Here is a 12,931-nt window from a genome sequence, read left to right as displayed (position 1 = left end):
GCCGACGCACCCTGAGTTCAAAGGAAGGCAATCGCGCCCGGTGGCGCGGCCGGGCTTCAAACCCGGTTGGGGACGGCATCCGTTCCCGGGCAGGTTCGACTCCGGCTGCCTTCCGCCGATTACCGCAGCATCCATGACGCACTGAATCCCCTGTGGGAGCGAGCCTGCTCGCGAATGCGGTACGTCATTCAACGTCTATGCCGACTGATCGGCCGCTTTCGCGAGCAGGCTCGCTCCCACAGGGGGGGGCAGGCTGGCGCGTACCAGCAGGGTTTCGTTGTCGGCGGCTTCGCGGAGTTTTTCCAGTCGATGGATTCGTAGGGCGACATCGGGCCAGAGGCTGGGTTTAACCACCAGCCATCAGAACCCCAACGGGTACTGAATCACTAAATAAATCCGGTCGATATCATCCCCGGCCTGTGCCTCGTTGGCCCGGTGCGAGACATGCGACAGCTGCACCGACAGGTCCTTCGCCGTGCCCGATTGCACGATGTATTTCAGATCGATATCCCGTTCCCAATGCTTGCCGCCAGCGCCTTGCTGCGGCTGATAGTCGCCAGTCTCGGCATCGAACGGGTTGTACGCGCCGCCCTTGGGCGCGTGAGTGCCGTCGATGTGGTCGCCGGAGACGTAGCGGGTCATGAAGGTCAGGCCAGGGATGCCGAAAGCGCCAAGGTCGAGGTCGTAGCGTGCTTGCCAGGAGCGTTCGCCGGCGCCGTTGAAGTCGGCGTATTTGATCGAGTTGGCGAGGTAGATCGAGTCACCGCCCACGAAATCGAACGGCGTGTCGCCATTTATGCGTTGCCAGCCGAGCATGACCGCGTGCGCGCCGAAACTGTACTTGCCGGACAGGCTGAACGCGGTGTTGTCGATCGCGCCGGCCAGCGCCCGACCGGTATCGCGGGTGTGGTAGAGGTTGGCATCGAGCAACAGGCCGGACTGTTTGAAGTGCAGATTGGCGTAGTACTGATGCCAGGTGTCGCTCAGGTCCGAGGCGTAAAGCGATCCACCGACCGGACTGTCGCCGAACAGGTCCACGCCTAGAAAACTGATTCCGCCGGCTTCGGTGTTGGCGCCGTAACCATAAAAGTCGCCGCGCCCTGAGGAGCTGTCCTGATTCTTGAATGCGGTGAAGTGTCCGGCCGTGAAGTTAACGTTGTCGATTTCACGACTGTTCACTAGCAAACCTGTGGCGTATTCCGGTTGCAGGCGTTTGTCCGAGGTGTCGAACACCGGCGTTTCCACGGTCATCTCGCCGAACGCGAGGGTGGTGCGCGAAACTTTCAGTTTGAACGCGCCGCCAGCGCTGGAGTAGTTCGGTTCACTGCGACCATTGCTGTCGACCGGCAACAGACCCGTGCCGGAATGTCCTTTGCCGCCATCGAGTTTCAGGCCGAGAAAGGCGTGGGCATCGATGCCGAATCCGACAGTGCCTGGCGTGTAGCCAGAGGTGAACGTGCCGATAAAGCCCTGGGCCCATTCCTGTTTATAGTTTTTGCCGGAGGGAGAGGGCGAGCGGTAGTCGTTGCTCAGGAAGAAGTTGCGGCTGAGCACTTCGGTTTTGGCGTCGTCGAAGAAGTCATTGGCCAAAGCACTGTCGCTCGCTGCGCAAAGCAGTGCCAACAACGCAAAGCGTGGTGTTGAGGGAGCCATCGTGAGGGACCGACAATCAGGGAAGGTCTCTGATGATGGGCACGATCATCCGTGCCGGATTGAGCCGATGTGCTGAGTTCAAGGCATACCTGATTCCCTTGTAGGAGTGAGCCTGCTCGCGATAGCGGTCGATCAGTTTAGATCGATGTTAATGACACACCGCTATCGCGAGCAGGCTCACTCCTACAAGGGGTATGCGTTACAGCACGCCGTATTCGCGAGCCGTGCGATCCACGGCGATTCGTGTTTTGTCGACCAATTCATCCAGCTCCGCGCGCGTGGCGATCAATGCGGGGGCCATGATCATCCGGCCCAGCGTCGATCGAATGATCAGGCCTTCCTCAAAACCAATGGTGCGGCAGCGCCAGGCGATGTCGTTCTCGTTGGCGAAACGCTTGCGGGTGGCTTTGTCTTCGGCGAACTGCAATGCCGCCACCAGCCCGACGCCCTGAACCTCACCCACCAGCGGGTGGTTGCCGAACACTTCGCGCAGGCAGTTCTGCAGGTACGGGCCGGTGTCGTTTTTCACCTGAGTGACGACGCCTTCATCGCGCAAGGCCTTGAGGTTGGCGATGGCCACCGCAGCCGCCACCGGGTGACCGGAAAAGGTCAGGCCGTGAGCGAACACGCCGCCTTTTTCCACCAGCGCTTCGGCCATACGTCGCGACAGGATCAGCCCGCCCATGGGGATGTAGCCGGAGGTCAGGCCTTTGGCGATCGACAGGGTGTCCGGTTCAAAACCGAAGGCCTGGTGCGCGAACCATTCGCCGGTGCGACCGAAACCGCCAATCACTTCGTCGGCGCACAGCAACACATCATATTGGCGGCAGATACGCTGGATTTCCGGCCAATAGGTGGCGGGCGGAATGATCATGCCGCCAGCGCCCTGGAACGGTTCGGCGACGAAAGCGGCGACCTTGTCGGCGCCCAGTTCGAGGATCTTGTCTTCCAGTTGCCGCGCGGCCTGCAGGCCGAATTCTTCCGGGCTGAGGTTGCCCTCGTGGGCGAACCAGTACGGCTCATCGATGTGCGCGACGTCAGGGATGGTGCCGCCCATTTCGTGCATGAATTTCATGCCGCCCAGCGCCGTCGCAGCCAGGGTCGAGCCGTGGTAGCCGTTCCACCGGCCAATCATGATTTTCTTCTCGGGCTGGCCCATCACCTGCCAGAACTTGCGCACGGTGCGGATCAGCACTTCGTTGGCTTCCGAGCCGGAGTTGGTGTAGATCGCGTGGCTGTAGTGCTGGGGCAGCAGGCTGAACAACAGCTCGGAGAGCTCGATCACCTGCGGGTGAGTGGTGTGGAAGAACATGTTGTAGTAGGGCAGTTGTTGCAGCTGCGCGGTCGCGGCAGCGGCCAGGTCCTTGCGCCCGTAACCGAGGTTGGTGCACCACAGGCCGGACATGCCGTCCAGGTAGCGATTGCCGTCGTTGTCCCACAACGCCAGGCGATCACCGCTGACCATCACCCGCGGGCCTTCCTCGTTGAGCGCCTTCTGGTCGACGAACGCGTGAATGTGGTGGGCGGCGTCGGCGGCCTGATAATCGCGGGTGCTACGGGTCGGATCGAATTCGGCGGACATGGCGGTTCTCCAGAGAAACGGGGCAAGTGGGTGCGCGTTCATTCCAGCGGTGCACGGCCAATATTTGTCACTTAAAAATATTTTTGTAAAGAAAATATTTGTCGGTAAAAAAAGAAATCCGTAGGCTGACGCCGATCAGCAAGACAGGACATCAGCACCATGAGCGGGCTCAGAGAACGGCAAAAGGAACAGCGCAGGGAAGTCATCGCGCAGGCAGCGCTGGAGTTGTTCAAGACCAACGGTTTTGCGGCCACCACGCTGGACCAGATCGCGGTCCAGGCCGGGGTTTCCGCGCCGACGGTGGTCAATTATTTCGGTGGCAAACAGGAGATTCTGCTGGCCTTGCTCAAACAGCCGGACGAGCAGGCGATGCGCGAGGCGCGGGCCAATCTGGACGACGACAGTGATCCGCTGGAGGCGTTGTGCGAGTTCGAAGGTTTGATGACCGACTACCAACTGCAAGCGATGCCGGCCTCGTTGTGGCGTGAACTGGCGCCGTTTCTGCTTACGGGTGAACTGGCGCTGGCGTTGAGCCCGTGGAATGCGGCGGTGATCGAAGAGACCAAGACGCTGCTCGGGCATTTTCAGGCGCAGGGCAAGGTGCGGGCGTCAGTCGATCTGGACGTGGCGGCGACGTTGTTCAACCAGTACGCGAACATGGCGTTTATCCGTCTGGCGACCGAGCCTGAGCCGGACAGGGCGGCACATGCCGAACACATGCGCGGTGTGCTGGGTTTGATCTGCCATGGCATTTTGAGCAGCGAGTAGCGGTTTTCAGGTTTTCGGCAACCACGGCTGCATCTGCTCCAGCATCCCGCGTCCGCCACGGCGCAACCCGGCGGCCATGGTCAGCCACGACAGCTCGGTAATGATCACTTCGCGGGACTGCAGCAAGCGCACTTCGCCCGCCGTGCCACCGGCCGTTCCGCCATCCGGCATGTATACCGTCATCCAGTCACCGAGACTTTCCACCACCAGACACAGGCGCCAGCCTTGTTCCTCGGCAATCAGGCCGACCTTCGAGCCGTCGGGGTTTCCATCCCGGCAAAGCGTGTGGTGGTGTCCTTGAGCAACTGGTAACCCGGCAGATTGCTCAAGACCTTGTCTACGGTGTTTTCGATCGCTGAAAGTCTCTAGTGACTAGTTGCCAGACACACCGCTTTCGCGAGCAGGCTCGCTCCCACATTGGAATGCAGTTCCCCTGTGAGAGCGGGCTTGCTCGCGAATAGGTCAGCACATTCAGTGAGCAAGGCTAGCTGAAAAAGTCGCTCGGCTAACGACGGGTCGCCAGGTAGGACTTCCCAAGATCACTGGCCCAACCGTCCAGCACCGCTTTGACGTCATCGGCGGTCAGCACCTGTTTGTCGTTTTCCAGCGGTAGTCCGATGCCCTTGCGCACGACTTCGGCGACCACTTCGCCGGTTGTGCCGTCTTCGAATGAGACTTCGGTGGTGATTTCGCTGTCCTGGTCGCGGATGCCGGTGGCGGTGCTCACGCCGGCGGCAATCAAGGTCACCGGGAGCCATTCATAAAAACGCAGGCCCTGGGTGCTGGCGGCGACGCGGGTGATCGCCGGTCTGATGGTCAGGGTGTTCGGGCCGGGTTGCGGCATCAGGCGCATGACCTTGCCCAGTTCCAGCCTGAGCGCGGCGTCGTAGTAGTCGGTGACGCCGGACAGCGTGCTCAGCGGGATCCGCTCGGTCGGCGCGGCGCTCGGGTAGAACTGGCTGGGCGCCAGATAGGCCTGGGTGTAACGCCCCCGCGCCAGCGCCGGGCTGACCCAACCCAGCACCGTCTGCCCAGATGGCGACTGGCGCTCGCTGAGCACGCTGTAATCGTGCAGAAATCCGGTGTACTTCTGCGGTTCGACGGTTTTGTTGCTGCAGGCCGAAAGGCTCAGGGACGCCGTACACAGCACCGACATCAAGCAATGGCTTCTGATCATGCGAATCCTTGTTTTGCGCTTTTGCCCCGCGTCGTTCAAGCGCGGGCAGTGATTGGGGAGGAGAGCGGCGGGGTGTTGTCCGAGCATTCGATGTGCAATTGGCCGTGGCTCATGATCCATTGGATGAGGTCGGCGGTCGGTATCGAATGCGCGTACTCCACCCATTGCGAATCGCCGGGGCCGTACTGCTCGAAATAGCGGCGCAGGACGATTCGGCTTTGATCATCTGACAGGCCCAGGCAGAACTCCTGGAACAACAGCGGCGTATCCTGCTCGGGCGCGCTGGTGCGCTGGCTGAGAATCAACGGATAGCGGGCGTCGTGGCCCTCGGCGGTATAACGGTTGTGCAATGCGCTCATTGAAAGCCCCCCGGTTGTCGATGGCGTGCAGGGTGCCCGAGGGGTTTTGCCGCAGAATGTCCGCTTGATGTCCGGGGCGACGGAATGTTGCTCGATTGAAATATATGACCCGCCCGCCAGAATAGTTTTAGATGCATTCTTTTTTTGGCCTGAGGATCCTGTGCCCGTGAGCAGACTGCTGATCGTCGACGATGACGTGGAAATTCTCGCCCTGCTGAAGAAGTTCTTCGTCCAGCACGCCTACGAGGTCGATGTCGCCGCCGACGGCGCAGCGATGTGGGCGGCAATTGCCCAGCAGCGCCCGGACACGATCATTCTCGACCTGATGCTGCCCGGCGAAGGTGGCCTGAGCCTGTGCCAGAAAGTGCGCGCGCAGATGGGCATTCCGATCATCATGCTGACCGCCATGGGCGAGTTGAGCGACCGGATTGTCGGCCTCGAACTGGGCGCCGATGACTACGTCACCAAACCGTTCGCCCCACGTGAACTGCTGGCCCGCCTGCGCGCCGTGCAGCGTCGCGCCGGTGAACAGGTCAGCCCGGCGAGTGAACCCTCGCGGCCGGTGATCGCCTTCGCCGGTTGGCATCTGGATATCACTTGTCGTGAGCTGCGCTCCCCGGAAAACGTGATGATTCCGCTGTCTGGTGGCGAGTTCGATCTGTTGGTGGTGTTTCTCGAACACCCGCAGCGCATCCTCACTCGCGAGCAACTGATCGACCTGTCTCGCGGTCAGGGCCACGACGCCTTCGATCGCAGCATCGACGTGCAGGTCAGTCGCTTGCGCCGCAAGATCGAGCCGGACAGTAAGCGCCCGGACCTGATCCGCACCGTGCGCAACGGCGGTTACATGTTCACCGCCAAGGTCACTCGTTCATGATCCATCGATTCCTGCGCCGTGATCCGCTGAGTCGGCGGATCGCGCTGACCATCGTCGCGGCCATGCTCGCGTCGCTGGCACTCAATTTCCTGTTCGTGGAGGTTGCCGGGACCTGGGCGCGACCACCGATTGAACGTACCGGGTTGCTGGAGCAGATTGCCGCGACCGTCAAAGTGATCGAGGCTGCACCAGCGCCTTTACGCCCGAAACTGGCGCACGCGGCAACCGGCCCGACGCAGGAAGTGACCTGGAGTGCGCAACGCGACGAACTTGGATTGCCAGCAGGTGGCACGCAGCTCCTCGCCAACAAGACGTCGGGGTTGCATCAGTTGTTGGGCGATGAGCGAGACATTCGGGTGTTCAATCCCGCTGACTGGCCGAGCGGCAGCCCGCTGGGCCGCTATGCGGCGCTGATTCAACTGCCGGATGCCAGTTGGCTGCTGTTCTCTTCGCCCGAACGCTCCTGGGGCCTGGACATCGGCACGCGCATCGCGATCATCATCGCCCTCGGCCTGATCGCCACCGTGCTGGTGGCCTGGCTGGCCACGCAGCAACTGGCCAAGCCACTGCAACGCTTTGCCAGCGCCGCCCGGCGTTTTGGCGGTGATCTGCGTGCGCCGCCGATCAAAGTCGAAGGCCCCGACGAGATCCGCCAGGCGATCATCGCCTTCAACACCATGCAGGCGCAGATTCAGCACTACATCAGCGAACGCACGCACATGCTCGCGTCGATTTCCCACGACTTGCGCGCACCGTTGACCCGCATGCGCCTGCGCAGCGAGTTCATGGAAGACTTTGATCATCAGGGCAAACTGATCCGCGACATCGAAGAAATGCAGTCGATGATCAACGCGGCACTGGCGTTCTTTCGGGAAGACACTCAGCCGGAGCAAAGCACCGCGTTCGACCTCTCGGAATTGCTGCAGACGATCATCGACGACTACCGCGACCAGAACATTGCCATCGATTTCCACGGCCCGGCGCATCTGGTCTACGAGGGCCGGCCGCTGGGGATCAAACGGGTGATCGTCAATCTGCTGGAAAACGCCGAAAAGTACGCGCAGCAGCCGGCAATCGCCCTGAGCAGCGACGGTTACAGCGTGTGCATCGACGTCAGTGACAACGGGCCGGGGATTCCCGAAGCGTCGTTGCAGCGGGTGTTCGACCCGTTTTTCCGCCTGGAAACCTCGCGCAACCGGGATACCGGTGGTGTCGGGCTCGGGCTGTCGGCGGCGCGGGCGATTGTGCGCGAGCAGGGCGGTGAACTGACATTGAGCAATCGCAGCAGCGGTGGTTTGCTGGCGCGGGTTGAGTTGCCTTTGTAATACTTTGAAACATTTGCTCGTGACGGGCGGTCAACAGGACACATTCTCTGCAAGAAGCGTCCATGAAAACCCCACGGCCCTCCGCACGTCTTGAACCGCTGTCGCAACTGCGCAATCTAAAAATGGCTCGCTCCGCCCACGCCTATGTCCGTGGCAGTACGGTGCAGTTTTATGAGTGGCTGCACAGCCAACCGGGCCGCAACTTACCGAAGGGGCCGGCGGTGTGGATCTGCGGCGATTGTCACGCCGGCAATCTGGGGCCGACCGGCGATCTGAAGGGGCGCATCGACATTCACATCCGCGACCTCGACCAAACCGTTATCGGCAACCCCGCGCATGATCTGGTGCGTCTGGCGCTGTCCTTGGCCACCGCCGCCCGAGGTTCGGACCTGCCCGGCGTCGCCACCGCGCGCATGCTTGAAGAGATGATGCGCGGCTATGAACAAGCATTCGAAGACGACGTCGACAAAGAGCCGCCAAGACCCGCGCAAGTCAAGGCCGGCATGCGCAACGCGGTGCAGCGCACCTGGAAGCATCTGGCCCAGGAGCGCATTGAAAGCACTAAACCGACCATTCCGCTGGGCAAGCATTTCTGGTCGCTGTCACGGGAAGAGCGCAACGCGCTGAAATCGCTTTGCGCAGCGCCTGACGTCCATACGCTGGTGACGTCCCTGAAGGGCCGCTCAAAGGACGATCGGGTGAAATTGCTCGACTCGGCCTATTGGGTCAAAGGCTGCAGTTCGCTGGGGCTCAAGCGTTATGCGGTGTTGCTGGGGGTGGGCGAGGGCGATGATCAGGAATATTGCCTGCTGGATATCAAAGAGGCAGTTGCTGCCGCCGCACCACGAGTGGCGCGAGCCGCGATGCCTCGCGACAACGGCAAACGTGTGGTCGAAGGTGCGCGTTTTCTCTCCCCGGGCCTGGGCAATCGGATGATTGCCACTCGGGTGCTCGACCATGGCTTCTTCATCCGCGAACTGCTGCCTCAAGACATGAAACTGGAACTGGATCAGTTGAGCCAGACCGACGCGATGCTCGCCGCCGGCTATCTGGCCCGTGTCGTGGGGCTGGCCCATGCCCGGCAGATGGACATGAGCACCCGGGCTTCATGGATGCGTGAACTGCAGGCGTGTCGCTCGAAGACGCTGGATGCACCGTCGTGGCTGTGGACCAGTGTTGTGCAGTTGGTTGGCAAACATGAGAAAGGTTATCTGGAGCATTGCCGGCGTTATGCGCTGGAGCACTGATCTGTGTGAGTGAAACAGTTGTCGGTTGCCGATATGAAATTTGTTCTGTAGATTTTCATGAAATTATAAGAAATAAATTTCATGAGGCGCCGAATGTTTCAGCAATCCCAACAGCATGTCGCCAGTTATTACGCCCACAGTTGCGCCGATATTCTCAGCACACGACCGGCACTGGAAGGTGCGCACGACACCGACGTGGTGATCATCGGTGCCGGTTTCAGTGGGCTGCACACCGCATTGCGTCTGGCTTTGGCCGGCAAGCGCGTTACCGTGCTGGAAGCCAGTCGCGTGGCGTGGGCCGCGTCGGGACGTAATGGCGGACAGGCGATTCTGGGCTGGTCGTGCGACATGCCGCCGCTGGAAGCCGCGCTCGGCCATGAGCGCGCCAGGCGTCTGTGGGACGGCATGCGTTGGGCCGCGCAGGAGCTGCGTGAATTGCCCGGGCGGCATGGTTTCGATTGCGACTATCGCCCCGGCCATTTGTGGACGTCGGTGATGCAGCGTCGAGTCAGCCTGCTGACTGAGTGGCAACACGAAGCCAGTCACAAGTGGGGCCACGACGGTCTGCAGTTCATTCCTCGTGAAGACTTGCCGCAATGGGTCGCCAGTGATCGTTATCGGGCCGGCCTCTTTGACGCCGAAGGCGCACACCTCAATCCGCTGAAACTCGCGCTGGGGCTTGCCGCCGCCATCGAACGCGCCGGCGGGCATATCTACGAACAAAGCAAAGCGCTTAGCTATCAGCAGGAGGGCAACGGTTACCGGGTCCATACCGAGCGCGGTTCGGTGAAGGCCGACGTGCTGGTGCTGGCCTGCAATGCCTATCTCGATGAGCTCGACCCGCAACTCTCCAGCTGCATCCTGCCGGTCGGCACCTATCAAGTCGCCACCGCACCGCTGACGCCGGAGCAAGCCACCGCGCTGCTGCCGAGCAACGTCTGTGTGACCGACAACCAGTTCGTCCTCGATTACTTCCGTCGCACGCCGGACAACCGCTTGCTGTTCGGGGGCGGCTGCACCTATCTGGGCGGTATGCCCAAGGACATTGCGGCGGCAACTCGGCCGTTTCTCGAACGCGTGTTTCCGCAGCTCAAGGGCGTCGAGCTGCAATTCGCCTGGGGCGGGCACATCGATCTGACCATGAACCGTACGCCGGATGTCGGCGGCGACGGCAATCGTTATTGGCTTCAGGGTTATTCGGGGCATGGCGTGTTGCCGACGCTGGCCGCGGCCCGTGCGGTGTCCGATGCGATTCTCGGCAAGGACGATGAGTTGGCGTTGTACCAGGGCCTGAGCAATGGCCGTTTCCCCGGCGGCAAGCACTTCGCCGCACCGCTGGAAGCCATCGGCAAGGCCTGGTATCGCCTGCGCGACAGCATTTGATGAGATTTTGACCATGAACAAGCAAGAAGAAATCGCTGCGCTGGCGATCCTGATCCACGACCTGCGCAAGCACAAGAAATACACCCTCAAAGAGCTGGCCGACAAAATCGGCCGTTCGGTGGGTTTTCTCTCGCAAGTCGAACGCGGCTTGTCGCGCCCGACCGTGGCCGACCTCACCGCGATCAGTGAAACCCTCGGTGTGCCGACCACCTATTTCTACAGCCTGCCCAAAGCCAAACAAGTGCCGTGGGTCACCCGTCCGGACGAACGACGCACGCTGTATTACGCCAACGGCATCACCGACATTCTGGTGTCGCCGCAGATGCGTGCCTCGTTCTCCATGCTCGAAAGTCATCTGGAACCGGGCGCGAGCAGTGGCGACCGGCACATGAGCGACAGCTCGGAGCAGGGCGGCTATGTGCTCGAAGGCGAACTGACCTTGTGGCTGGGCAACGACGACGAGCCGGTCACCTTGAGGGCCGGCGACAGTTTTCAATTCGACAGTCACACCCATTGTCGCTACGGCAACCTCACCGGGCAGCTCACCCGTGTGCTCTGGGTCTACACCTGATAACAACAAAGGATGAACACGATGGACGCTGTCTGCTCTGACCTGCTCGCCGAAGTGCGCGCGTTTCGCCAACGCTACCCCGAGGTGCGTTATGTTGACCTGATTTCCCTGGACATTCCGGGGCATTTTTACGGCAAGCGCTATCCGGTGGACATGCTCGAAAAAGTCGCGGCGGGCAGCGCGCTGAAACTGCCGCAAAACTGCGTGCTGCTCGGCGTGCAGGGCGGTCTGTTCAAGATTGGTGATTACTGCTTCAACGACGGCGACCCGGACGCTGTGCGCCGCTTGGTGCCCGGCACACTCAAGCCCGTGACTTGGGAAGCACAACCGCTGGGGCAGATGCTGATTACCTCCGACGGCACCGCCAAACCGATCGAATTCGAACCCCGCGAAGTGCTGGCGAAGGTACTGGATCGATTGGCGGGCAAAGGCATTCACCCGGTGGTGGCCTTCGAACTAGAGTTCTATCTGTTCGACAAAAAACTTCGCGACGGCCTGCCGCAATTCCCTCGCGACGAGCTGACCGACGACGCCGATGATCAGCCGAACATGCACATCGAGCGTCTGTCGCGCTTCGCCCCAGTGCTCGACGAAATGGTGGAAGCAACGCGAGCTCAGGGCATCGACGCCACGGTGATCACCGCCGAACTGGGACCGGGGCAGTTCGAAATCAATTTCGGCCATCTGGACGACGGCTTGCGTGCTGCGGACTGGGCGGCGCTGTTCTGTCGCAGCACCCGTGGAGTCGCGCTCAAGCACGGCTATCGCGCCAGTTTCATGGCCAAGCCGTACGTGCAGCATCCGGGCAGCGGCATGCATGTGCATGTCAGCCTGTATGACGCGGCTGGCAACAACCTGCTGGCCGCCAATCACCAGCAAGCACTGCGCCACGCGGTGGCCGGCTGCCTGGATCTGCTGCCGCACAGCATGCCGATTTTCGCGCCGAACCAGAACGCCATGCGCCGCCTGAGCGGCACGGTAAACACCGCGACCAAGGCGAGCTGGGGTTACGAGGATCGTGACGCTTGCCTGCGCATTCCTGAATCGGACACGAAAAACCTGCGCATCGAATACCGTCTGGCCGGCGCCGACGCCAATCCGTATCTGGTGCTGGCGGCAATTCTGGTGGGCCTGGAACATGGTCTGGCATCAGGCAAGGAACCGATCCCGCCACTCAACGACGATCGCAACAGCGGCATCGATTTCCCGACGGAAATCCTCGACGCGGTGCGCGCCTTGCAGCATCAGCCACAACTGCGTGCGGGACTGGGCGCCGAGTTTGTCGACGTGTATTGCGAGAACAAACGTCAGGATCACCTGGCATTCATGCAGGAGATCAGTGCGCGGGAGTATCGCTGGTATTTGTGATCACTGGTTCAGCACACCACATGAATCGGGTGCAGGGGCCGCGATGACCGGATGGAGTTCAGTACCGGTGAATTCCATCGCTCATCAAAATTGAAGAGCGTGCCAAGAGATATTTTGAACACGGGGCGTGAGGATGGCGGAAGAACGGCTTCGAATGACGTTTGGAGATAATCCAACGCCATCCCGTGTAATGTCTGCGCTGAGTTGGAAATAGTTGACGTTGGCTGGCAGCTATCGGCCAAAAGCAGGCGGTCGGGAGTGGCGTCTTGCGGCCAACAGTGGACACTCAGATCAGTTGATGAGGAAATTACTCGGAAGTCCAAACCGTCTAGCACTCGTCTTGCCGCGTCCTTACCCATCGATCTCGCCGTTACGAATGGCCATCCTGATGGCTTGTGCTGTCGTTGTCACGCCCAGACGTCGGCGTGCTGAGCGCAGGTGATTTTCAACTGTACGCTCCGACAAACCGAGAGTCGCTGCAATATCCGCTTGCCGTCTTCCGGCAGCCGTCCATTCCATGACTTCGCGCTCTCGCGGGGAAAGGGTTCTTAACGCTTCGTCCAATGGCGCCTCAAGCAACCGCCGAGCCGCGAAAAAAGCGGCCGTCGCAACCAGGCTGAG

13 protein-coding genes and 1 tRNA gene are annotated in these 12,931 nt (G+C 61.1%); 8 read left to right on the top strand and 6 right to left on the bottom strand.

Translation table 11 applies throughout. From position 1 onward, the window contains the following. The first annotated feature begins 22 nt into the window (after positions 1 to 22). Positions 23 to 115, top strand: a tRNA-Sec gene (locus H043_RS30375). Positions 116 to 360: 245 nt separating this feature from the next. Here H043_RS30375 and H043_RS0126100 read toward each other — a convergent pair. Together H043_RS0126100 and H043_RS0126095 are read right to left on the bottom strand one after the other, a co-directional pair. Further along, positions 361 to 1,653, bottom strand: a complete 1,293-nt coding sequence (locus H043_RS0126100; RefSeq protein WP_027614287.1) for an OprD family porin — start codon at positions 1,651 to 1,653, stop codon at positions 361 to 363. Between the two features lie 199 nt (positions 1,654 to 1,852). Continuing rightward, positions 1,853 to 3,235 (bottom strand): aspartate aminotransferase family protein, encoded by a 1,383-nt coding sequence (locus H043_RS0126095; protein WP_027614286.1) that lies wholly within the window; start codon positions 3,233 to 3,235, stop codon positions 1,853 to 1,855. Positions 3,236 to 3,394: 159 nt separating this feature from the next. On the opposite strand from H043_RS0126095, the gene H043_RS0126090 reads away from it, so the two are divergent. Next, the gene (locus tag H043_RS0126090) at positions 3,395 to 4,003 is read left to right on the top strand and encodes a TetR/AcrR family transcriptional regulator (protein WP_027614285.1); all 609 of its coding nucleotides are present in this window, start codon (positions 3,395 to 3,397) and stop codon (positions 4,001 to 4,003) included. 6 nt (positions 4,004 to 4,009) lie between these two features. Here H043_RS0126090 and H043_RS30865 read toward each other — a convergent pair whose 3' ends face one another. The 3 genes from H043_RS30865 to H043_RS0126075 all read right to left on the bottom strand — a co-directional run bounded on the left by H043_RS30865 (position 4,010) and on the right by H043_RS0126075 (position 5,539). Further along, a complete protein-coding gene (locus H043_RS30865) occupies positions 4,010 to 4,186 on the bottom strand; it encodes a hypothetical protein (protein ID WP_256214499.1) in 177 nt (58 codons plus the stop codon). Positions 4,187 to 4,508: 322 nt separating this feature from the next. Beyond that, positions 4,509 to 5,180 (bottom strand): DUF3313 domain-containing protein, encoded by a 672-nt coding sequence (locus H043_RS0126080; RefSeq protein ID WP_027614284.1) that lies wholly within the window; start codon positions 5,178 to 5,180, stop codon positions 4,509 to 4,511. 35 nt (positions 5,181 to 5,215) lie between these two features. Then, a complete protein-coding gene (locus H043_RS0126075; protein WP_027614283.1) occupies positions 5,216 to 5,539 on the bottom strand; it encodes a hypothetical protein in 324 nt (107 codons plus the stop codon). 166 nt (positions 5,540 to 5,705) lie between these two features. Between H043_RS0126075 and H043_RS0126070 the strand changes: the two genes are divergently transcribed. From H043_RS0126070 to H043_RS0126045, 6 genes are all read left to right on the top strand, one after another. Beyond that, a complete protein-coding gene (locus H043_RS0126070) occupies positions 5,706 to 6,416 on the top strand; it encodes a response regulator (RefSeq protein WP_027614282.1) in 711 nt (236 codons plus the stop codon). Next, on the top strand, positions 6,413 to 7,741 hold the full coding sequence (locus tag H043_RS0126065) for an ATP-binding protein (protein ID WP_027614281.1): 1,329 nt from the start codon (positions 6,413 to 6,415) through the stop codon (positions 7,739 to 7,741). The genes H043_RS0126070 and H043_RS0126065 overlap by 4 nt, the downstream gene beginning before the upstream one ends. 62 nt (positions 7,742 to 7,803) lie before the next feature. Further along, positions 7,804 to 8,988, top strand: coding sequence for a DUF2252 family protein (locus H043_RS0126060; protein ID WP_027614280.1), 1,185 nt, complete (start codon positions 7,804 to 7,806; stop codon positions 8,986 to 8,988). Between the two features lie 93 nt (positions 8,989 to 9,081). Further along, positions 9,082 to 10,371, top strand: a complete 1,290-nt coding sequence (locus H043_RS0126055) for an FAD-binding oxidoreductase (RefSeq protein WP_027614279.1) — start codon at positions 9,082 to 9,084, stop codon at positions 10,369 to 10,371. 13 nt (positions 10,372 to 10,384) lie between these two features. Further along, a complete protein-coding gene (locus H043_RS0126050; protein WP_027614278.1) occupies positions 10,385 to 10,942 on the top strand; it encodes a helix-turn-helix domain-containing protein in 558 nt (185 codons plus the stop codon). A gap of 21 nt (positions 10,943 to 10,963) precedes the next feature. Further along, on the top strand, positions 10,964 to 12,310 hold the full coding sequence (locus H043_RS0126045; protein WP_027614277.1) for a glutamine synthetase family protein: 1,347 nt from the start codon (positions 10,964 to 10,966) through the stop codon (positions 12,308 to 12,310). Positions 12,311 to 12,661: 351 nt separating this feature from the next. On the opposite strand, the gene H043_RS0126040 is transcribed toward H043_RS0126045, so the two are convergent. Then, a partial coding sequence (locus H043_RS0126040) for a LuxR C-terminal-related transcriptional regulator (RefSeq protein WP_027614276.1) occupies positions 12,662 to 12,931 on the bottom strand: 270 nt, incomplete at its 5' end.

Source organism: Pseudomonas sp. URIL14HWK12:I6 (assembly GCF_000514195.1).
Lineage (GTDB): Bacteria > Pseudomonadota > Gammaproteobacteria > Pseudomonadales > Pseudomonadaceae > Aquipseudomonas > Aquipseudomonas putida_A.
This window is presented reverse-complemented; position numbering and strand designations above follow the sequence as displayed.